21 protein-coding genes are annotated in these 22033 nt (G+C 52.1%); 16 read left to right on the forward strand and 5 right to left on the reverse strand.

Annotated features, from left to right (window positions below; genetic code table 11):
- The first annotated feature begins 78 nt into the window (after window positions 1-78).
- Together ACTUJZ_RS10110 and ACTUJZ_RS10115 are read left to right on the forward strand one after the other, a co-directional pair.
- Window positions 79-1974 (forward strand): ligand-binding sensor domain-containing protein, encoded by a 1896-nt coding sequence (locus ACTUJZ_RS10110; RefSeq protein WP_463636188.1) that lies wholly within the window; start codon window positions 79-81, stop codon window positions 1972-1974.
- A gap of 171 nt (window positions 1975-2145) precedes the next feature.
- Window positions 2146-4035 (forward strand): hybrid sensor histidine kinase/response regulator transcription factor, encoded by a 1890-nt coding sequence (locus ACTUJZ_RS10115; protein ID WP_463636189.1) that lies wholly within the window; start codon window positions 2146-2148, stop codon window positions 4033-4035.
- Here ACTUJZ_RS10115 and ACTUJZ_RS10120 read toward each other — a convergent pair.
- Window positions 4028-4510, reverse strand: coding sequence for a hypothetical protein (locus tag ACTUJZ_RS10120; RefSeq protein WP_463636190.1), 483 nt, complete (start codon window positions 4508-4510; stop codon window positions 4028-4030). The genes ACTUJZ_RS10115 and ACTUJZ_RS10120 overlap by 8 nt on opposite strands.
- Before the next feature lie 365 nt (window positions 4511-4875).
- Here ACTUJZ_RS10120 and ACTUJZ_RS10125 point away from each other — a divergent pair, with 365 nt between their 5' ends.
- Window positions 4876-5646 (forward strand): sugar-binding protein, encoded by a 771-nt coding sequence (locus ACTUJZ_RS10125; RefSeq protein ID WP_463636191.1) that lies wholly within the window; start codon window positions 4876-4878, stop codon window positions 5644-5646.
- Between the two features lie 59 nt (window positions 5647-5705).
- Here ACTUJZ_RS10125 and ACTUJZ_RS10130 read toward each other — a convergent pair whose 3' ends face one another.
- Both ACTUJZ_RS10130 and ACTUJZ_RS10135 read right to left on the reverse strand, forming a co-directional pair.
- Complete coding sequence (locus ACTUJZ_RS10130; RefSeq protein ID WP_463636192.1) at window positions 5706-7418, reverse strand: potassium/proton antiporter; 1713 nt, start codon at window positions 7416-7418, stop codon at window positions 5706-5708.
- A gap of 212 nt (window positions 7419-7630) precedes the next feature.
- On the reverse strand, window positions 7631-9850 hold the full coding sequence (locus ACTUJZ_RS10135) for an ATPase, T2SS/T4P/T4SS family (protein ID WP_463636193.1): 2220 nt from the start codon (window positions 9848-9850) through the stop codon (window positions 7631-7633).
- 555 nt (window positions 9851-10405) lie between these two features.
- On the opposite strand from ACTUJZ_RS10135, the gene rpsJ reads away from it, so the two are divergent.
- From rpsJ to waaA, 12 genes are all read left to right on the forward strand, one after another.
- Window positions 10406-10717, forward strand: coding sequence for a 30S ribosomal protein S10 (rpsJ, locus tag ACTUJZ_RS10140; RefSeq protein WP_010179497.1), 312 nt, complete (start codon window positions 10406-10408; stop codon window positions 10715-10717).
- 18 nt (window positions 10718-10735) lie between these two features.
- Complete coding sequence (gene rplC / locus ACTUJZ_RS10145; protein WP_463636194.1) at window positions 10736-11374, forward strand: 50S ribosomal protein L3; 639 nt, start codon at window positions 10736-10738, stop codon at window positions 11372-11374.
- A gap of 18 nt (window positions 11375-11392) precedes the next feature.
- Window positions 11393-11998: a 50S ribosomal protein L4 gene (rplD, locus tag ACTUJZ_RS10150; protein WP_137168355.1), complete on the forward strand. Its 606-nt coding sequence runs from the start codon at window positions 11393-11395 to the stop codon at window positions 11996-11998.
- Window positions 11995-12294, forward strand: coding sequence for a 50S ribosomal protein L23 (gene rplW, locus ACTUJZ_RS10155; RefSeq protein ID WP_463636195.1), 300 nt, complete (start codon window positions 11995-11997; stop codon window positions 12292-12294). The genes rplD and rplW overlap by 4 nt, the downstream gene beginning before the upstream one ends.
- 14 nt (window positions 12295-12308) lie before the next feature.
- Window positions 12309-13133, forward strand: coding sequence for a 50S ribosomal protein L2 (rplB, locus tag ACTUJZ_RS10160; RefSeq protein ID WP_463636196.1), 825 nt, complete (start codon window positions 12309-12311; stop codon window positions 13131-13133).
- A gap of 14 nt (window positions 13134-13147) precedes the next feature.
- Window positions 13148-13423 (forward strand): 30S ribosomal protein S19, encoded by a 276-nt coding sequence (gene rpsS, locus ACTUJZ_RS10165; RefSeq protein WP_013785731.1) that lies wholly within the window; start codon window positions 13148-13150, stop codon window positions 13421-13423.
- Window positions 13424-13434: 11 nt separating this feature from the next.
- Window positions 13435-13767, forward strand: coding sequence for a 50S ribosomal protein L22 (gene rplV / locus ACTUJZ_RS10170; protein WP_463636197.1), 333 nt, complete (start codon window positions 13435-13437; stop codon window positions 13765-13767).
- Window positions 13768-13776: 9 nt separating this feature from the next.
- The gene (gene rpsC, locus ACTUJZ_RS10175; protein ID WP_463636198.1) at window positions 13777-14478 is read left to right on the forward strand and encodes a 30S ribosomal protein S3; all 702 of its coding nucleotides are present in this window, start codon (window positions 13777-13779) and stop codon (window positions 14476-14478) included.
- Between the two features lie 2 nt (window positions 14479-14480).
- The gene (gene rplP, locus ACTUJZ_RS10180; protein WP_137168350.1) at window positions 14481-14894 is read left to right on the forward strand and encodes a 50S ribosomal protein L16; all 414 of its coding nucleotides are present in this window, start codon (window positions 14481-14483) and stop codon (window positions 14892-14894) included.
- Window positions 14894-15085, forward strand: coding sequence for a 50S ribosomal protein L29 (gene rpmC, locus ACTUJZ_RS10185; RefSeq protein WP_191023725.1), 192 nt, complete (start codon window positions 14894-14896; stop codon window positions 15083-15085). The genes rplP and rpmC overlap by 1 nt, the downstream gene beginning before the upstream one ends.
- The gene (rpsQ, locus tag ACTUJZ_RS10190) at window positions 15085-15342 is read left to right on the forward strand and encodes a 30S ribosomal protein S17 (RefSeq protein ID WP_463636199.1); all 258 of its coding nucleotides are present in this window, start codon (window positions 15085-15087) and stop codon (window positions 15340-15342) included. Before rpmC ends, rpsQ begins: the two co-directional genes overlap by 1 nt.
- A gap of 188 nt (window positions 15343-15530) precedes the next feature.
- Complete coding sequence (gene waaA / locus ACTUJZ_RS10195) at window positions 15531-16859, forward strand: lipid IV(A) 3-deoxy-D-manno-octulosonic acid transferase (RefSeq protein ID WP_463636200.1); 1329 nt, start codon at window positions 15531-15533, stop codon at window positions 16857-16859.
- A gap of 259 nt (window positions 16860-17118) precedes the next feature.
- Here the strand turns inward: waaA and ACTUJZ_RS10200 are convergent, their stop codons facing one another.
- The gene (locus tag ACTUJZ_RS10200; RefSeq protein ID WP_463636201.1) at window positions 17119-18918 is read right to left on the reverse strand and encodes a cation:proton antiporter; all 1800 of its coding nucleotides are present in this window, start codon (window positions 18916-18918) and stop codon (window positions 17119-17121) included.
- Between the two features lie 197 nt (window positions 18919-19115).
- Here ACTUJZ_RS10200 and ACTUJZ_RS10205 point away from each other — a divergent pair, with 197 nt between their 5' ends.
- A complete protein-coding gene (locus ACTUJZ_RS10205; protein ID WP_463636202.1) occupies window positions 19116-20015 on the forward strand; it encodes a hypothetical protein in 900 nt (299 codons plus the stop codon).
- Window positions 20016-20042: 27 nt separating this feature from the next.
- On the opposite strand, the gene ACTUJZ_RS10210 is transcribed toward ACTUJZ_RS10205, so the two are convergent.
- Complete coding sequence (locus ACTUJZ_RS10210) at window positions 20043-21962, reverse strand: methyl-accepting chemotaxis protein (protein ID WP_463636203.1); 1920 nt, start codon at window positions 21960-21962, stop codon at window positions 20043-20045.
- Window positions 21963-22033: the final 71 nt, after the last annotated feature.

Below are 22033 nucleotides of genomic sequence, written 5' to 3' on the forward strand. Positions count from 1 at the left end.
GCAACTATTCAGCCTGCCTTGTTAGTTTTTAGCGTATTTCGTTTTCACGCATTCACTTTACGGACATGGAGGTTCGAAGTGTGTAAATTGATAAAATATGTCCTCATTTTGACAGTTTGCTTTTTTTTAAAAGACAGTCTTGCTAAAAGTCTTTATCCGGCACAGGTTTCTAAAGTATTTGGCGACATTAAAACCGGCATGATCCTTTCTTTGGAAGTGACTGATGCAGGACTTTGGATAGGAAGCGAAAACGGTGTGGTGGGAGTAATTGGGAGCGAAGTTATCCACTTTTCAAAAGCATCCTCACATTTTTCCAGTAATTACATCTCAGATATACAGCATGTTGGTGGTGATAACTTACTGATTGTGGCATTTGGCGATGGTCTTTATCAACTTGACATGAAAAGTCATCGTTTACAAAAAGTGAATACTTTGCCGCGAAGTCTTCATGTAAACGCATGGACCCTGATGAGGTATGGAAGTGATGTAGCGGTAAACGCCGGTACTGATATTGTGGTTCTCGATGGCTTATCTTTTGAACCCAAATTCAGTCTTTCCGATGCGGTGGACGCTGTATCCCGCAATATAATTGATTTTGGAGTGGATGATGCTGGCGTTATCTGGTGGGTAGAGCAGCATAAAGGAGTCTTTTCCTTCGACCCCACTAACCGTGTTGTGGTGTCCTATCCACAAAAATCGTATTTTGAGACAGCTCATCTTTTTATGTCCATTCATGTCTCAAAGCAAAGCATCATAGTAGGCTCCGATAAGGGTGTTCACGTTTTTGATAAAATCAATGAGGTGTTTGATCTCATTGACCAAAGAGCAAATCCCGTAGGAATAGAACAACCTGTACTAGAAATTTCCGAAGACTTCGATGGCAATATATGGGTGGCAGCCGAAAGAGTGTATCGCCTAGATGCTGAAAATAAAGTGCTGACAAACCCTGAACAACTTTATCCGGTCTTCAATGCGGACTTTTTAAGCTCTGTGTGGAAAATCGACTTTGACAAGTTTAATAATGTTTATGCCGCTGATACCCAGCATGGACTGCTATCTCTTCCAAAGCGCTCTTCTGCCATACAGATTTTAAATCACAGTGGCGATTTGGAAACATCATTTATTAATGATGTGACTGTTGCCGGAAAAGCCGAAATTTTATTTTCTCTGGAAAATTCCGTGCTTGTGAACCAAAAGAAGAGCTCTCATTCTTTTAAGATAATGCTACCTGAGAAAGCTCGCTACTGGTTTGCTAAAGCGAATAAAAACATGATTCAGATCGTTGCTGAAGACGGATTAAGCTATATCTTCGATCGGCAAACGGGCAATTTGAGCTTCCCGACGAATTTATTTAGAGACCTCCCTAAAAACAGCCGGTTAAAAGATATTGTTCAGGCCAGTAATGGCATTTTCTTATTGATTGAAAGCGAGAACGGAAAACAGCTTTATTGGCACGATGGGCTAAAGTTTGAGCTTGTGCCGTTTACCAAAAATGCGACAAAGATCGTTCGCTATGACGACAATACCATCTATGCGGGCGTGGCAGGGGCTGGGATCTATAGCATCGCTGAGCAAAACGGACAGTTTAAGATTCGACAAAAACACAGCCACTTTTTCTGGAGCGACAATTGTATTTTGCCGCTATCCGCTAACAACACCTGGATGTGTAGCAACAAAAACGGCGGGTATATCAACTTGGGCTCAGACCGGCAGCAGTTCTTTGACCAGCTTGAAGGGTTGGTGGTACGCGGTGCCGGGCAAATTTCAGCCAATGAAATACTCTTAGCGAGCAATCAAGGTTTGTTTTATTTTCGGCAGCGCGATGGGCTGTTATTGCCTATAGATAGCAGTTTCGGTATTCGCGATGTCGATTTTGAATATGATGCCATCACCGCATCTTCTAATATGATTGTCGCTAGGGGCGATAACTTTACCTATTTGATTGACAAACAGAGGTTGGTGGAGTCAATCTAGCAATTTTTGGGCCAACAGTTCTCTCCCAGTGTCGTGCGAGTGGACGCATTTGATCGTAATACTCGTAATGCACTGGATTTAACAAGTCAAATAGATTGGCAAGATAAGCAAGGCCTACTCAAAGTTGCTTATCACACCAATACTTTGGCAGTGACAGCCACGGTTGCTCATTTGCTTGATCAAAACAATCTGCCAGTGCAATACCGATTGGACGCTGAACAAGCGCAATGGCGAACACTTACCAACAGTGACAACACCCTTTTATTAGATGTACTGGCTCCCGGTGAGCATACTCTACAGTTGCGAGTGCAGCATCCCTTAGAACGGGCGCAGCCGGTTACAGAGCTGAAGATTTACGTCGCCGCTCCCTGGTGGCGCAGTACAGGGGCCTATCTGAGTTATGGATGTTTGCTAGTAGTGGTTGGCTTGCTCATCCGATATCGAATTAATATAACTAAAACCCGCCACCAACAAGCGATTGCGCAGCGCGAACAGGAGCAGCGTGATCTGGTTAAAGCCAATAAAGCATATCTCAAAGCCAAAATAGGGCGCAAACAACAGCTGTTTTTACGTATTTCCCACGAGCTGCAAACACCCTTATCGCTGATCCTGGGGCCATTGCAGCAGATGCGCCAGACTCCGGGCGATAAGCAAAATACAAAGCGGATTGAAGTAATCAACCGCAATGCCCGGCGCCTGCATCTGTTGGTTAATCAGTTACTTGAGGTAGAGCGTCTGGATGCGGTCAAAGCGCAGCCGATGCAAAGTTATGCACTAGCCCAGCAATTGCCATTAATTTTGGCCAACTTAGAAGCGGTATTGCTGGCGCGTCAGCAAACTTTGGTGAGTAAGTTAAAAGTCACCGGCCATATTCGTTTGACCAGCAATGCGCTGGAAACCATTCTACACAACCTGCTGCGTTTTGCTGCCGGACGTACCCCGGCCAACGGCACCGTACAATTGCACGCAAAATGTGATGAATTGCATCTGCAGCTGCGCATTCTTACCTCTGGTGAACCGTTAGGTGAGCAGGAAGCCAGCCAGTTATTTCACCAGTTTACCGCGCCCGCCGACACTGCATTGCGTGAGGATTGGCAAAACAGCCTGGCATTGGTGCAGGAGGTGGTCTTGGCCAACGATGGCTGGCTGGGCGTGGATCCGTCGAGTGAGGACGGGATGTGTTTGCGTATCAGCCTACCCATGGTGTCGGCGGCCAAGACGGGAGAATCTGCCCCAGCGCTGGTCATGGAAGAAGTGCGGCCCGTGCCAGTGGTAGACCCCGACCGGCCGGTGATCGTTATTGCCGACAGTAATGCAGATATGCGTCGTTATTTATTGGAAGCACTCAAAACCCGCTATACCTGTTTAGAAGCGGGGGATGGCCGGCAGGTGATGCAGATTATTCGGTCGGTCACGCCGGCGCTGATTGTGTGTCAGGCGCAACTCACGCACACCAATGGTATCAGCCTGGCGACTTCCATCAATAACCCCTCTGAGCACGCGCACATCCCGTTTGTACTCACCTGCTATTCGCCTGATGCAGGTTTTCAGGAACAGTGTAGCCGTGCCGGCGTGGATGCGGTACTCAGTCAACCGGTGCAAGTGACCGACTTACAGTCCTGTGTCGCGAGATTGTTAACCCTGCATGAGCGGTATCGAAGGCAGGCTATCAATCCGGTGGCACCAAAGACTCCGTTTACAGTGCCACAGTTTTCCTGCAGCCGGGAGCAGGCATTTTATACCCGGGTGTTGGCAGTGCTGGAGCAGCATTATCAAAACGAAGGATTTTGCCGCGCCGACGCTGCGCAGGCGCTGGCCATTAGTGAGCGGCAGATGGCCCGAAAACTGGGTGCCTTATTTAACCAGCCGTTTAACGAATTGCTTAAACGCTACCGGCTGCATCAGGCTAAAGCATTACTAGAAGATGGGATGCAGATTACGCAGGTGGCCTTTGCGGTGGGGTTTGGCACATCGTCGTATTTTAGCAGCAGTTTTAAGGCAGAGTATGCCCAAACGCCCAGTCAGTATCAGGAAGGTGCCGCCCGGCTGGCGGCTAGCTGAGTTCGTCAATAAGATTCCCACAGCGACTGGAAGCCGGCTGGCGATGACGCAGGCGCTGGGCTTCATGTTCGACTTCGCGTTGCAGCACTTTTTGCACCTGCTCTAATCGGGCAAACAAGGCTTTTGAAGTGGGGCTACCTTTACTGTGACGGTGTTTCATAATCATCAGCTGCACTAATAAGGCTTCGTCACGCAGACTTTCAATCATGTCATCTGGTAGTGGCACCCCGGCAGGCTCATGGTATACCTTGGACGCTGGTTGGCGCTGTTCTTCAGCCGCGGCATATTGCCAGCACTGGCTGCGGCGGTTCGCTTTTGGCATGACCACACAATTGTCACTGGCTTGCTGGCGCTGGCGACGCAACTTGGCTTCGCGCAACGCCTGAGCATATGCTTTGGCGTGGCTATCTTCAGCATCCTCGGCAAACCCATCGGCGGCTGGTTCACAAATTTTAAAATTTGCAGACTGCTGCATCGCGGCGGATTGGCGCATCTGCATTAACGACGTTGCGTATGCGGGGAGCTGATTCAGTGTCATTGTTTTTCACATTCCGGCAAGCCGGGGTTTGTGCCTCATGATAGTTAATATCCGGGTCCTAAACGCTTATGCCAAAAACTGCTGTGGCTATCCTAACTTTGAATATGCATCGACGATGCCACATAAGAAAAATCTAAATTTCTGTTTGGCAGATATCTTTATGCTACTGATAAATATGAAGTTAATTTAAATTCATATGAGGTGGCACAGTTCTGCCTGTCACCCTGGGTGTAAAAAAATGTGACGAAAACAAGGTGGGCTGTGTAAGATCTGCTAAACCCTCATTCAATATGGAGCTGCCCATGACTCTTACTGCCTTTGCCCGTACTCTTACCGGCCCGGTGATATGCCTGGTAACCTGCTTGTCTAGCGCCAGCGCGCTGGCTGCCACGCCGGCTTCGGTGCCTTATGCTGCTGCCGGTGTCACGGTAGATGGTCATGCAGACGATGCGGTGTGGACGCAATCCAGCTGGGCCAGCCTGTCGCATTCTATGGCCGGATCCTTGCCCGATGCCGATGACTTCAGTGGCCGCTACAAACTTGCCTGGGACGAGCAGCAATTGTATTTGCTGGTAGAAATCACCGATGATGTGCTTATCGATCAGCACCCAGATCCTAAAAAGGCGTACTGGGACGATGATTGTCTCGAAATTTTCATTGATGCCGATGCCTCTGGGGGGAGCCATCTACACAGCTTCAATGCATTTGCCTACCATATTGCACTGGATGGCAATGTGGCGGATTTTGGCAACGCGGCCAATAACAATGGCGTGATCTTGTTGAACGATCACCTGGACAGCACATGGCGGCGGCAAACCGAGGCACCGCACACCATTATCTGGGAGGTGGCAGTGCGCATTTACCCGGATACTTTTACCACTACGCAACCCGGTGAGCCGCTGACGTTGTCAGCTGAACAGGTCATCGGCTTTATGCTGGCTTATTGTGATAATGACGGCAGCGCCACCCGCGAACATTTTATGGGCTCACATGCCATCACCCCAGTGAACGGCGATAAAAACCGCGGCTATATCGACGCCTCGGTCTTTGGAAAGATTCGCCTAGCCCGCTAGCGGACTCATATCGGTAAAGAACTCGCTAGCGGGCGCACGTAGGGTAGGTTAAGAACTTGCTAGTGGGCGCTCGCAGGCAAATAACCCACCTGCGTGATGGTGTCACCCTGATGCTCCTGCACGGTAAAGACGCCGGCCTGGTGAGTCACCACCGCACCGGCGGTCACATGAGGCAGGAGCCGGCATAAAAACTGGTTCAGGGTGGTGGTATCTGATTGCTCAAATTGTGCATCATAAAAGCGCGCCAGCATACCCAGGGTGGTGCCCCCGGCAAATCCTGCGGGTTGCGCGAACTGCACCGACACCCCGGTTTCTCCCGGGCGACTAAAGGCGGCATCTACAAACGGGCGCATGGCCGGCGGCAAGGTCACAAATAAATGGTCGCCAGTGGTCAGTAAGGTGGTGGGTTTGGGCGCGATCACCTTGGCCTCACGCACAATCATGGCAATCTCGACGCCTTGTGGTAACGGCAGCGAACGCAGAGTCTGGCCATTAGCCCGCGAGGTTTCACCCAGAGTAAGCTCGACAATATCCGCCTCCATATCCCCCAGCGAAGGAATTTCCAGGGTGGTCACCGGGCAGGCCGGTGGCGCTTCAATCAGGCTCAGCCTGCGGGCCACCCAGGGCAGGGTAGAGCCTTGTACCGTGGCCGAGATGAGCACCACAAAGAACACCACATTAAACACCAGGCCGGCTTCTTTTAAGCCAAACAGCAAGGGAAATATGGCTAAGATAATGGGCACCGAGCCGCGCAGGCCGACCCAGGCTACCAGGCTGATTTCCCGGCGTGAAAAGCCGGTTAAGGCTAATAGCGGGGCCACTGCCAGCGGACGGGCAATAAACACCAAAATGATGGCAATCACCAGCCCTTCGGCCCATACCTCGAGCAGCAGCGGTGGATTGACCAGCAGGCCCAACATCACAAACATGGCAATCTGGCTCAGCCAGGCCAACCCGTCCATAAACAAAAAGGTGGCATGCTGAAACACAAAGCGGCTGTTGCCAATCACCACCCCAGCGATAAAGGTGGCCAAAAATCCGCTGCCTCCCAGACTGGCTGAAGTGCCGAAGGCCAGCGCCCCACATACCGCAATCAGCACCGGATACAGACCCGATGCCACCAGTCCGATGCGGTTGATCAGCTTAATCACCAGCCAGCCCACACCCAGGCCGACGACCGCGCCAATGCCCATCTGTTTAACAAACAGCAGTGCCATCTGTGGTCCGGGCGACATCTCCCCGGTAATCAGCTCCAACAGTCCCACGGTTAAAAAGATGGCCATGGGATCATTGGACGCACTTTCTATTTCCAGGGTGGATTTAAGCCGGGCAGGCAGATGAATACCGGCGTTACGCAAAATGGAAAATACCGCCGCGGCGTCGGTAGAGCCAACAATGGCACCCAGCAGCAGACCGACCAGCAGAGGAATACCCAGAATATAGGAAGCGGCCATACCGGTGACACCAGCGGTCACCGCCACGCCAAGGGTGGCCAATAGCGAGGCGGGCTTCCAGACCTGACGAATGGCGGCCACCGAGGTTTGCAGGCCGCCGTCGAACAGGATAATGGCCAGCGCCAGCGTGCCTAGCGCGTGGGCTGTGTGGGCATCGTCAAATTCGATACCGCCGATACCCGCCTCACCAGCCAGCATGCCCACGCCTAAAAACAACACCAGCATAGGCAGGCCCAGTCGGGGCGATAATTTACTGGAAAGAATGCCGATAAATAATAGCCCGGAGGCAATCAGAATTTCGAAGTCGATGGCGAACATGGTGATTTTTTCCGATCTACAGATGACAAGACTGTCTGGTGGCTGCCACAGGGCGAAGCAACCAAGGCTATGCGAGAATCAGACCACAGGCGCAGGTTTAACGCCAGCCATATGCGGTAAGATCAATACCCTGTTCTATGAAGCCGCAATGCGAAGCTCAAGCGCCAGCCTGAGGCTGGCGCAACAAGAAGGGGGGGAAGGGCAACGTAAGATTATTCGGCGCCACTGATAATCTGGACCTGTGCCAGATCGGTGTCCCCTTTTAGGGCTTTAAATAGGGCATCCTGCACCAGGGTGCGCATGCCATCATCCATGGCCTGACTTTTCATCTGCGACACACTGGCTTCTTTGTACACCAGTGAGCGCAGCTCTGGGGTCATACCCAGCAGTTCGTGCACCCCGGTCCGGCCTTTATAACCGGTGCCGCCGCATTCGTCGCAGCCTCTACCGCGGTATAGTTGCAGCGGGCTGTCGATGTTTAGCTCGCTGATATAGTCACTGCCATACTGGCGCTGAATAAACGCCATATCATCGTCACTGGCCGGGTAGGCTTCTTTGCAATGCTTGCACAGGGTGCGAATAAGCCGCTGAGCCAGAATGCCGACACAGGCATCGGAAAAGTTCACCGGGTCCAGGCCCAAATCCAGCAAGCGGGTGATGGTTTCAGGCGCTGAGTTGGTATGCAGGGTCGATAACACCAGGTGGCCGGTGAGTGACGCTTCAATACCAGCATGGGCGGTTTCTTTGTCCCGCATCTCACCAATTAAGATAATATCCGGGTCGGCCCGTAAAAATGCCCGCAGCGCACTGGCAAAGGTAAAGCCAATTTTGGGGCTGACCTGAACCTGTTGCAAGCCAGCCTGCGTGATTTCCACCGGGTCCTCGGCGGTCCAGATTTTTTTCTCCGGAGTGTTCAGGTAGCCCAGTACCGCGTGCAGTGTGGTGGTTTTCCCTGAACCGGTCGGCCCCACCACCAGTAAGATGCCATGGGGCTTTTTGATCATGGTTTGCAGCCGTGACATGTTAGCCGGCGCCAGGTTCATCTTTTCAATGGGCATGGCCCCGCCCGAGGCCAGAATCCGCATCACCACACCTTCGCCGGCTACGGTGGGAATGGTGGCGACCCGCACCTCTACCGGCTGACCATTCATGGTAAAAGCCAGCTTGCCATCCTGGGGCACCCGTTTTTCGGCAATATTCAGATGGGCCATGATTTTAATCCGGGCAATCACCGCATTGTGATGGCCACGAGGGATCTGGTTCATGTCCCGGCAGACGCCGTCCACCCGCATGCGTACCCGGGTCGGGCCGCTTTTTTCCGGGTCGATATGAATATCCGAAGCATTTAAGCGTTTTGCATCGTGCAGGATACGGCTGACCAGGCGCACCACCGCCGGGGCATCGTCGGACAATTCATCCGACTGCTCTTCATTTTCTTCGGAGGCACTGCTGATTTCATCGAGAATTTCACTCATCTCGCCGGGTGCGGCGCCGCCGGAACCTTCGCCCAGGTATTGCAGCACGTGGGTGGGCAGGGCCACCGCAATCTCATACACATCAATGCCCATGGCGCTTTCAATTTCCATCAGCAACGCGGCATTGTTGGGCTCTGCCATCAGCACAATGGGATTGTCATGCACATCGCTGATCACCGCCACAAAGTTACGCTTTAAATAGGATAAATTGAGCTTGGAGTCATTTTGATACAGATGGTACTTATCCGGCAGATACGCGATAAAAGGCACCTGATAATGCACCGATAACGCATTGCCAATCTGTGCTTCATTTAAACGCTGCTCGGTCATCAGCCGCTGGATCACCTGGCGCCGGTCAGGGCTGCTTTGCACAATGTCTTGCAGCGCGCGTTCTTCGACCAGGCCCTGATGCAACAAGGAATCAAACGGATTGGCGGTGCCGCCCAGCTCATAGCGAAATTTTTTGCCCAGTACCTCGGCCACCTGTCTGGCCAGGTCGAGGTCGCCATCGGCAAAGACGCCGCTTTTTTTGTTAATAAACTGCATCACGCCCAGCAATACGCCGGCATTTAAGATGGGCACACACAAAATATTGTGCGTGCGAAAGGAACCAGATTTATCAAACTTGTCAGCAAACCGCAGCCGGGGGTGAATGGCATGCAGTTCATCGGTGTTGTAAGGGTCGCTGATCAACAGTGGCACCTGAGCCAGGGCCACATACCCGGCAATTGACAGCGGGCTGATGGGCACCTTGATTTCCGTGGTTTCCATGCCGGTTTTAAAACGCGCAATCAAATCCTGGTGCTGGCGACGGCGCTGAAAAATGCTCATGCGGGTGGCATCAAACAAGCGCAATAAAATGGTTTCCAGCTCGCTGTAGGCACCCATCAAGGTTGAGTGGCTGGTGAGCAGGTGGCTGATTTCGTCAAGGGTCGACTGATGATTACTGGGTATCATAACAACTCTGCAATAGATGTAGGGTCAACGCGGATAATCCTTTAACGTTTATATATGCCATCGGCACCCTGGCCAGGCTATTGACGTGCGGCCCCTTGCAAGGCACCTGCATAAAGTATAGCGTGGCCCGTCCGGGCGGCTTATCAGGCGTTTTGACACGATGGTACGTATGCCACCACCTTATACTGATAGCCTGCTGGCGGCAATCATTTTACACCCTGCAGGCACCGGCGTAGCGCTGGCTGGCTACGATCCGGATCGCCCGTGGCTGATCATTTTTTCTGCACAAAAAGGCTTGCAAATAAGCGCTACCTGTATATAATGCGCGCCTCTGCCCAAGTTAGGGCAAAAAATTTTAGCCGCAACCACACTGTTTTTAGGGTGGATGCCAACGTGACGGATTCGGTCCAGCTGGATTCAAACCTGTTACCGGCGTGCTAGAAGAAGAACAGGGTTCCGATTTGGAACCACCGGTTTACGCACATCCTTTCTTTCCATACCAAAAAGGGAAGAGAAAGGGTGAATTTTTTTGTTCTTTCGATTGGAGCTTAATCGATGCCAAATCAAAGAATTCGCATTCGTTTGAAAGCGTTTGATCACAAGTTGATCGATCAGTCTACGGCTGAAATCGTTGAAACGGCGAAACGCACTGGTGCTCAGGTCAGCGGTCCAATTCCACTGCCTACTCGCAAAGAACGCTATACAGTTCTGATTTCTCCGCACGTTAACAAAGACGCGCGCGATCAATATGAAATCCGCACTCACAAGCGTTTGGTAGACATCATTGAGCCAACTGATAAAACAGTTGACGCTCTGATGCGTTTGGACTTGGCCGCCGGCGTTGATGTTCAAATCAGCCTGGGCTAACAAGAGAGGGTTATAACAATGGCGATTGGTCTAGTCGGTCGTAAAGTGGGTATGACTCGCATCTTCACTGAAGATGGCACGTCTATCCCTGTGACTGTTATTGAAGCGACCCCCAACCGTGTTACTCAGTTACGCACTGAAGAAACTGACGGTTATCGCGCTCTTCAGGTTACTGCTGGAACCAAGAAAGCGAACCGCGTCAACAAAGCTGCAGCAGGTCATTTTGCTAAAGCTGGTGTTGAAGCAGGTCGTTCTTTAGTGGAATTCCGCCTGGAAGACAACGAAGGTGCCGACATTGAAGTAGGCAGTGAAATCACTGTTGAAATCTTTAACGACACCAAAAAAATTGATGTAACAGGTACATCTAAAGGTAAAGGCTTTGCCGGTGCTATCAAACGTTGGAACTTCAGTTCTCAGCGTATGACTCACGGTAACTCTTTGTCTCACCGTGCTCCTGGTTCAATTGGTCAAAACCAATCACCAGGTAAAGTATTCAAAGGCAAGAAAATGGCTGGTCAGCTTGGTAACAAGCAAGTGACTACGCAGTCTTTGGAAGTGGTACGTGTAGACCTGGAAAACAACCTGATCCTGGTCAAAGGTGCCGTACCTGGCGCGACAGGCGGCGATGTAATCGTCAAGCCTGCGATCAAAGCGTAACGCCTGGGGAGTGAACTGATGGAATTAACATTGAAAGATGCGCAAAGCGCTCTTGAAGTATCCGAAGCGACCTTTGGACGTGAATTCAACGAAGCCCTGGTACACCAGGTCGTTGTAGCTTACGGCGCCGGCGCTCGTCAGGGTACAAAAGCACAAAAGACTCGTGCTGAAGTACGCGGTGGCGGTAAGAAGCCATGGCGTCAAAAAGGCACTGGCCGTGCCCGTGCCGGTACTATCCGCAGCCCAATCTGGGTTGGTGGTGGCCGCGCGTTTGCTGCTAAGCCTCGTGATCACGAGCAAAAAGTTAACAAGAAGATGTACCGTGGTGCGATCAAAAGCATCCTATCTGAGCTGATCCGTCAGGACCGCCTGGTAGTGGTAGAAAAGTTCGGTGTTGATACACCTAAAACTAAAGCCCTTGTTGGCAAGCTGAACGAACTGGAACTGAATGATGTTCTGATCGTGACCTCAGAAGTAGAAGAAAATCTGTTTTTGGCGGCGCGCAACCTGTATAAGGTTGATGTTCGTGATGTAGCTGGTATCGACCCGGTAAGTCTGATTGCATTTGAAAAAGTGCTTATCACTGCTGATGCGGTGAAACAGCTTGAGGAGGCGTTAGCATGAACGAAGAACGTCTACTGAAGGTGCTAAAAGCACCTCACGTTTCAGAAAAATCGACTCTGGCTGCTGAAACCGGCAACACAGTTGTATTTAAAGTAGCGAAAGACGCCACTAAAGCGGAAGTGAAAGCAGCGGTTGAAAAGCTGTTTGAAGTTGAAGTAGAAGGTGTTCGTACTGTTAACGTTAAAGGAAAATCCAAGCGTCACGGTATGTCTTTCGGTAAACGCAGCGACTGGAAAAAAGCGTACGTTTCGCTTAAAGAAGGTCAGGACATCGACTTTGTCGGTGGCGCTGAGTAAGAAGGGGATTAGAAATGCCATTAATGAAAGCTAAGCCAACTTCTGCCGGTCGTCGTCACGTTGTTAAGGTCATTAATCCTGACCTGCACAAAGGCGCTCCTTACGCACCTTTGCTGGAAAAAAACAGCAAGTCTGGCGGTCGTAACAACAATGGTCGTATCACAGTACGTCACGTTGGTGGTGGTCACAAGCATCACTACCGCCTGATTGACTTTAAACGCAACAAAGACGGTATCGTCGGTAAAATTGAGCGTTTAGAATACGATCCAAACCGTTCTGCTAACATTGCTCTGGTACTGTATGCAGACGGTGAGCGTCGTTACATTCTGGCACCTAAAGGTCTTAAAGCTGGCGATCAGATTCAATCTGGTACCCAGTCTCCGATCAAAGCGGGTAACACGCTGCCTATGCGTAATATCCCAGTTGGTACCGTTGTACACGCGATTGAAATGAAGCCTGGCAAGGGTGCACAGATTGCACGTTCTGCTGGTGCTTATGCCCAGATCCTGGCTCGTGAAGGTAACTATGTTACTTTGCGTCTGCGTTCTGGCGAAATGCGTAAAGTATTGTCTGATTGCCGCGCCACTATCGGTGAAGTAGGTAATGCAGAGCATATGCTACGTTCACTGGGTAAAGCAGGCGCAAGCCGCTGGCGTGGTGTTCGTCCTACCGTTCGTGGTGTTGCCATGAACCCGGTAGATCACCCACACGGTGGTGGTGAAGGACGTACATCCGGTGGCCGTCACCCAGTTTCTCCTTGGGGTACTCCTACTAAAGGTAAGAAGACCCGAAGCAACAAGCGTACTGATAAACTTATCGTACGTCGTCGTAACAAATAAAGCGAGGATTCACCATGCCACGTTCTCTCAAGAAAGGTCCATTTATCGACCTTCACTTGCTGAAGAAGGTAGAGGCTGCAGTGGAAAAGAACGAGCGTAAACCAATTAAAACTTGGTCACGCCGTTCTATGATCATCCCAGATATGATTGGGTTGACCATTGCGGTCCATAACGGTCGCCAGCACGTTCCAGTCATCATCAGCGATGAAATGGTCGGCCATAAGTTGGGCGAATTTGCGCCAACGCGTACTTACCGCGGCCATGTCGCGGATAAGAAAAGCAAACGTTAAGGGGTAGGAAGATGGAAGCATTAGCTAAACACCGTTTTGCCCGCACGTCTGCTCAAAAAGCACGTTTGGTTGCGGATCAAATTCGTGGGATGCATGTCGAAAAAGCCTTGGAGCTTTTGACTTACAGCCCTAAGAAAAGCGCTGCGCTTGTCAAGAAAGTACTGGAGTCTGCGGTTGCTAACGCAGAACACAACGAAGGTGCTGACATTGATGAACTGCGCGTTGCAAAGATTTTTGTTGACGAAGGTCCAACAATGAAGCGTATCAAGCCACGTGCCAAAGGCCGTGCTGACCGTATCTTTAAACGCAGCAGTCACATCACTGTGGTTGTAGCGGATAACTAGGAGTAGATAATGGGACAGAAGGTACATCCTACAGGTATACGCCTGGGTATCAGCAAACCATGGACTTCTACCTGGTACGCTAATACCGCAGATTATGCAGACAACCTGTACAACGATCATCAGGTACGTCAGTATCTGACTAAGAAATTGAAAAATGCGTCTCTTTCTAAGATTGTTATCGAGCGTCCAGCCAAGAGCATCCGTGTGACAATTCACACTGCTCGTCCTGGCGTGGTCATCGGTAAGAAAGGTGAAGACGTAGAAAAGCTGCGTAACCATGTATCTAAGCTGGCCGGTGTGCCTGCTCAGATCAACATTGCAGAAGTACGCAAGCCCGAGCTGGATGGTCAGTTAGTAGCTGATAGCATCTCTAGCCAGCTGGAGCGTCGTGTTATGTTCCGTCGTGCCATGAAGCGCGCGGTACAAAATGCAATGCGTCTTGGTGCTAAAGGTATCAAAGTTGAAGTTAGCGGTCGTTTAGGCGGTGCAGAGATTGCCCGTACTGAATGGTATCGTGAAGGTCGCGTTCCACTGCACACTTTCCGTGCAGATATCGATTACGCAACCTCCGAAGCGTCAACTACCTACGGTATCATCGGCGTTAAAGTATGGATCTTCAAAGGTGAAGTTCTGGGCGGATTGCCTACGAACCAGGAGCCAACTCCTCCTCAACCTAAGAAGAAAGGCCGCAGCGCTAAGCGAGAGGGCTAATCATGTTACAACCTAAGCGTACGAAATTTCGTAAACAGCATAAAGGTCGTAACCGTGGTCTTGCTGTTGCAGGTAGCAAAGTAAGCTTCGGTACATATGGCCTGAAAGCAACTGGCCGTGGTCGTATGACTGCGCGCCAAATCGAAGCCGCGCGTCGTGCTATGACTCGTCACGTTAAGCGTCAAGGTAAAATCTGGATTCGGGTTTTCCCTGACAAGCCAATTACCGAAAAGCCTCTTGAAGTTCGTCAAGGTAAAGGTAAAGGTAACGTTGAGTACTGGGTATGCCAGATTCAACCTGGCCGTGTATTGTACGAGATGGAAGGTGTTCCTGAAGCTCTTGCACGCGAGGCGTTTGAATTGGCAGCGGCTAAACTGCCATTTAAAACAACCTTTGTAACTCGGACGGTGATGTAATGAAAGCGACTGAACTGAAAGACAAAAGCGTAGAAGAGCTGAATGCAGAGTTATTAAACCTGCTACGCGAACAGTTCAATCTGCGCATGCAGCACACAACCGGTCAGCTTGAAAAATCCGACCAGTTGAAGAAAGTGCGTCGTAACATCGCGCGTGTTAAAACCATTCTGACTCAAAAGGCTGATGCGTAATGACTGAGCAAAATATTCGTACAGTACAAGGTCGTGTGGTTAGCAACAAGATGGATAAAACCATCACAGTTGTAGTAGAGCGGTTTGTTAAGCACCCTATCTATGGGAAGTTCATCAGACGTTCAACTAAGTTGCACGCTCACGACGAAAACAATACCTGCAACCAAGGCGATATCGTGACTATTCGCGAATGTCGTCCACTGTCTAAAAATAAAAATTGGACACTGGTTGACGTGGTAGAAAAAGCCGGCGTATAAGCTGACTTTTCATGTCGATTAAAAAAGCCGCTCTGATGAGCGGCTTTTTTGTGTCTGAAACCTCTACTCTTGCGCACCGCGTTTCCTCCCTTGTTGCACTTCGCTGCTTTCAATCTGGCCTAATTGCCACAACAGGCTTGGCTTCTGCCGTCCACTGCTTACAATACCGCCCTGGCTTTTTTTCTGTAATGCACACGATGGTGACCCTTACCTCTTCTGACACCCTGGCTCAGACGCTGACCCGCTGGCTGTATACAGTGCTGCTGACCCTGCTGTTCCCGCTGGCTTATGTGGGCCTGCTCAAGCGCGGTGTGCGGCGCCAGCGCTATGACAATCATGCGCCGCTGTCCCGGCTGGGCTGGGTGGCCCGGCCGCCAGCTGAAGGCGGCTATCTGTTTCATTGTGTGTCGGTGGGCGAAGTGGTGGCAGCATCAGCGCTCATTAAGCCATTGATGGCCCGTGAGCCGCACACCCCGGTGACCATCACCACCACCACCCCCACCGGTTCAGCCCAGGTGCGCGCCATTTTTGGCGACAGCGTGCATCATTTTTATTTGCCGCTGGATGTTCCCTTGGCGATGCATACGATGCTGCGCCGGGTGGCGCCTAAACTGGTTCTGATCACCGAAGTTGAACTATGGCCTAACCTGATCGATGCCTGCACCCGGCGCCAGCTACCCTGTGTGGTGATCAATGCACGGATGACCGCGCGCTCGGCCCGGCGCTATCAAAAGGTCTCTTGGTTATTTACCCCCATGCTACGCAAGCTTACCCATGTGTGTGCGCAGGGCCCGGATGATTTTAAGCGGTATGTCGAATTAGGGATGCCACCCGCACGGCTTACTCAAACCAACAATATCAAATTTGATCAGGCTGCGGTGCCGCCCACTGGCGGTGCGCCCTTTATGGCGTTGGATAACACCCATCAGCCTGTGTGGGTGGCGGGCAGTACCCATGACCCTGAAGAAGAGGTGATACTGGCAGCCTACGATGCGCTGCATACGCAGTACCCGAACCTGGTGCTGGTGATTGTGCCACGCCACCCGGAGCGCTTTGACACAGTAGCAAAATTGCTGGAAGCGCAGGGCCGTAGATTTGTGCGCAGCAGTACGCAAAACCAGTTGCCAGAGGATTGCCGCATTGTGCTGTTAGATGAGATGGGTCGGTTAACCCAGGCCTTTCAGGTGGCGACCCTGGCCTTTGTTGGTGGCTCCATTGCCCAGCGTGGTGGGCACAATGCCCTTGAGCCAGCCGCATTAGGCTTGCCTGTGGTCATGGGCCCGCATACCTACAATAACCCGGTAATTTGCCAAACCCTGGCGGATGCTGGCGCGCTGCACATTGTGCCCGGGGCAAAAGAAATGCAGGCGGTATTGGCTGGCTGGCTGGACGATCCAAAGAGCGCTCGCCGGGCGGGTGATGCTGGCGCCCAGGTAGTCCAGCAAAATCAAGGCGCGGTGACTGCCAGCCTGGCTTGCATTGATACTATTTTGAAGAAAAAACAATCACATGGCTAAAATGCGAACCCCATTTTGGTTCACAGTGCAGCGTGAATTGCACCGCATCAGGGCGTGGTGTATAGGATTCGTTGAGTAAAATTAAGGTAAGTTTAGATAAAACAATGGTTTAGCGTGTTGGCCTGGCCCTTGCTCTATGACTGGGGTGCATCATTCGTACAACAACAGCAATAATGGTTCAGGCAACAACCGCGATGTGCACATATTCCAGGGAGCGCCCTCTGCCGCAGCGGCAGAGGGCATTTTCTGCAACCGGTGCTTAGACCGGTTCTTCTTCAGGCCGGATCAGGCTGATTAAACGCCAGTTGGGGGCCACCTCTAAATCTTCACCATGTAATATCACGTGTGTTTTATTCTGGGCATCAATGGCAATCAACGGCATAGCGCGGTCGCCGTACGTTTTCAGGTAGTCTTCGTAGCTGAATTCCTCGGTGATACGTGTGGTTTTAATTGTGGCGCCATGGGACACAGCCTGAGCCAGATAGCCATAAGTTACCCCTTCGTCGAACAAGGCCATCCGGCGAATATAATGTTTGCCTACCTGATGACTGGGGCGGGCATCCTGCTCGTTATTGGTCAGCCCCCACACCTTATCTTTGCCGATAGTGTATTCAAAATGATAGGCAATCAACGGGTTAAGCTGCTTATAGGGCGACATGATCAACACCGTACCCAGTCGGCTGATATCCATATGCCGCGCAGCATGGTCTGACGCCGGGTTGCCAAAATACACCGAGATTTCCTGCATACGGGCTTTGCGAATGGCATCCCAGTTGGTGTCGGCCACGGTCACCGGAATTTTTTGCTTATCGAGCTCTTTGGCCAGCATTCGGCTAAACTGACTGCCGCCAAACAGCAAAAAACCATTAGGCGGCGGCGCCCGTAATTTTAATAACTGTGCTACCGGCTTTGCCGTTAATGATTGCACCACCACGGTGGCAATAATCACCAAAAACACGATTGGCACAATTACTCCGGCGCCTTCATAGCCAAGCTCTTCGAGCTTGAGTGAAAACAGCGCGGAGACCGCAGCCGCCACGATACCGCGCGGGGCGATCCAGCTAAGCAGTGCCAGTTCACGAAAATTCAGCCCGGTGCCAATGGATGATACCGCTACTGACAGCGGCCGGGCGATAAACATTACCGCCAGCAGCACAATCACAATGCCCGAGCCGACATTGGCTACCGCTTGCAGATCGAGCCGCGTGGCCAGCAAAATAAACAGTCCGGAAATAAGTAATACACTTAAGGTTTCCTTGAACTCCAGAATGTCATCCACATCCACATTTTTCATGTTGGCCAGTACCATCCCCAGCACAGTCACCGCCAATAAGCCAGATTCATGGGCCACCGTATTGGAGGCGGCAAATACCCCTAAGATGATGGTCAGAACCGCGGTATTTTCCAGATAATGGGGAATCCACTTTTTGCGCAGACAGTACCCCAGCAGGTAGCCGCCCACCACACCTAAACCCGCGCCGATGCCGACGGTCTTACCAAATATCAGCGCAGTGTGGGTGACCGCTTCACTTTGTGAGGCCACGATATACTCAAAGACCAGTACCGCTAACAGCGCGCCGATGGGGTCAATGATGATCCCTTCCCAGCGCAAGATATTTGCCACATTGGTTTGCGGGCGCACCGTGCGGATCATCGGTACAATCACTGTGGGGCCGGTGACGGTAACGATGGCACCAAATAAAAAGGCCAGCTCCCAGTTCATGCCCAACGCATAATGGGCGGCCACCGCGGCCACGCCCCAGGTGACCGCGACCCCAATACTGCATAAATTTCGCACCATATTGCCGTGGCCGCGAATATCGCCTAATTTGAGGGTAAGCGCGCCTTCAAACAGAATAATTGCCACCGACAATGAGACTATCGGAAACAGCAGGTTACCAAATAAGGCATCGGCATCCAGCAGATTAAACACCGGACCCACCAGAATTCCTACGATCAACAACGGCAAAATGGCCGGCAGGCGAATTTTGTACGCAAGATACTGGCAGGCAATGGACAACAAACCAACACTGACCAGGCTAATGAGTGGATCTGACAAATTGCTTCCCTTACATAAAGTGTGCAGCGTTGAATTAACAGCACGTGATGGCAAAATTTTGTATGATTTGTACTAATTTGCGACCAAGACGGATGATATTGCCGTAAATAAACCCGGCCTTGCGCGCTACCCGCCACTCACTGGGCGGTGCATACCGCGCGTATGAGATTTTTGTCATCTGCAGATAGGGAGTTCTGATGCAGCAACCCGACCCTCATGTGAAGCCATGGCGGCCCCCCCTATTGGCCCGTCTGCTGGCTATCGGCCTGACCCTGCAAATAAGCAGTTGCAGCAGCACCACCACCAGTGACGCCTTGCGCGTAGATATCGTCAGTCGTCACCCGTTACCGGAGGTCTTAGCTGAAACGTCTGGTTTACGCTGCGCGGGTGACCAGGCGTATACCATTAATGATTCGGGCAATGCACCGGTACTGTATCGGTTGACCGCAGAGGGCCAGCTTGCCGGGCAAACTGCGCTGCCGGTGGCTAATCACGACTGGGAAGCGCTGGCAGCCAGTGGTTCAGCTATTTTTGTGGCGGATATCGGCAACAACCGCGGTAAGCGCCAGACTATCCGTATCCATCAGCTCGATGCCACCAGTTTGCAGCTTAAGGGCCAACTGGCGTTATCCTATGCCGGCAATACGCCGGCAGACAATCAGCCCTACGCTCATGATTTTGATGCCGAAGCGCTGGCGTACAAAGATAATCAATTGATATTGTTTTCCAAAAGCTGGCGCAGCGGCCGGGCCCGGGTCTATCAGATTGACGTACAAAAGCCGGCAACCTCGCTGACACCCACCGCGATGATTGATACATTGCCAGGGCTAATCACTGGCGCCGACTGGGATGCACGCAATAGCCGCTATGTGGTGGTTGGCTATCACACCAATGCCATTGGCTGGTTCACCCCATTTATTGCGACGGTGTCAGCCACCTTTGCGGTAACCGGGGTGGCTGAGCTGGGCGGACTGGCTCAGGTGGAAGCGGTGTGCGTTAATCAATCAGGTGACATCTGGCTGACTCAGGAGCGCTCTCCCTGGCAGGCGGCGCGCCTGATCCGCCTGCGTTTGTCAGGCGGTCACGCCGGTACGTGAAAGCCGGATTGCGTTGGCCGAGATGCGTTACAAGCGAAAGCGCTGAATTTGTGCTGCCAGGCCATCGGCAGCCTCATCCAGCTGCGCACTAATGGTAGCCAGCTGGCTGATGGTGGTGGCGCCCTCGGTGGTGCTGTCACTCATGCTGTGCATGGTGGCATTGACTGTCTCGAGCACACTGCGCTGCTCACCGGTGGCGCCGGCTATCTGAGTGTTCATCTGATCAATTTCACTGATGGCTGTGGTAATTTGTTGTAGTAAGGCATCAATGGTATGGGTATGGCTGACCACCTGCTCGGTTTGCGCCTGGCTGCGCTGCATTTGCACCACCGCCTGCTCAGAGTCTGCCCGCAAACTATTTATTTTATCCTGAATTTCATCGGTGGCCTCGGCTGCGCGCTGCGCCAGGTTGCGTACCTCATCGGCCACCACCGAAAAGCCACGACCATGCTCACCGGCGCGGGCGGCTTCAATAGCGGCATTCAGCGCCAGCAGATTGGTTTGCTCTGAAATACTGCGAATGGTGTCTAATATTGAGCCGATGGCGGCGGTGCGGGTATCTAACGAGGTGATGGTTACTGCCACCTGCCTGACCTGACCATCAAGGGTTTCAATCAGCTCCACGGCCTGGCCGGTCAATGCGCGACCCTGCTGAGTATCGCCAGCCGACTGGTTGGCATGGCTGGCTGCACTGTGCGCTGACTGCGCAATTTGCTGGGCTGAAGCGGACAATTGGGTCAGTGCACTGACCACCTGTAAAGTGCGGTCCCGCTGGGTTTGCGACAAAGATTCGCTGGTGCGGGCAGTACTGGCCACTTCATGGGCCGCCTGTTTAACCTGTTGATTGTCTGCTGCAACCGCGTGCATGGTGCGATGTAGCATGCTCACAAACTGATTAAAGCCGGCCACCAGACGTTGCATCTCTGGCTGCGCCGGAGCATCCAGCCGGGTGGTTAAATCGCCGCCGCGCTGGCCCAGCTGGTCAAAAGTGTCGGCCAATTGTTCCATGGGCCGGGTGATGGTACGGGCCACCATTAGCGCCAGCAGGGCAAAAATTACCGCAATGATGGCCGCTGCGATTAAATTGTTGCGCGTCACCTGATTCAGCTGAGTATACAATTCGTGCTCCGGGACCTGGGCTACCACATACCAGCCGGCGCGATTAACCGGGCTGCTGGCCAGCAGCATGGCGGTATCCTCGTGCTGCCATTCGGCCAGGGCAAAATCGCTCTCACCCAGTAACTGGCCGGCTACCGCCGGCGAGGTCAGGCTAGCCAGGCTGGCGCTACCCAACAAATTTTGGTCGGCATGGGCCAGCACCGAGCCGTTGCCATCGACCAAAAACAGCTGCCCGGATTCTGCCAGGCGTACTTCGTTGAGCACCGACATTAGGGCATCCACCGATTTGGATACCCCTGAAAGCCCGCGGCCCTGCACTTGTTGATAATTAACATATAACTGATAGCCACGCTTGGGATCATTGTACAGGCTGAGCGACTGGGCCTGGCCGCTGTCTTTATAGGCAAAAAACCAACCATCGCTGGCATCATTTTGCAGCGTGCGCAAAAAGCCATCCTGGTTCCAGTAGTTATGGGTCTGACGGTCAGCAAACGACACCACGCTCAGATCATTAAAGCTTGCCTGTTGTTGTAAATAGCGCAGCACCTGCGGTAACTGGGCCTGAGGCGCGCCGGCGGCGGACCACTGCAGGACCAGCGGATTGGTGGCTACCGCGTGGGCCACTGCCTGCATGGTACTGACCTCGGTTTCCACGCGCTGCGCGATATGATTCAGCATGCCGGGCAACTGGCCTTGTTCGACCTGCTCACGCAGCAACTGACGACTGCTGAAGTGGTTAAGGGTGCTAAGCAAAATTGCCACGGTGATCACGGCAACCAAAAGTAAACAGGATAATTTGTGTTTCAGGGATAACGCGCGAAATTGCATCAGACAGCCACCTTAATGCATTAGATCTGGGGCGGCAGGGGGCAACCACAGAACATAAAAGAAACAAAAGT

The organism is Alteromonas sp. WD8-37 (assembly GCF_055326825.1).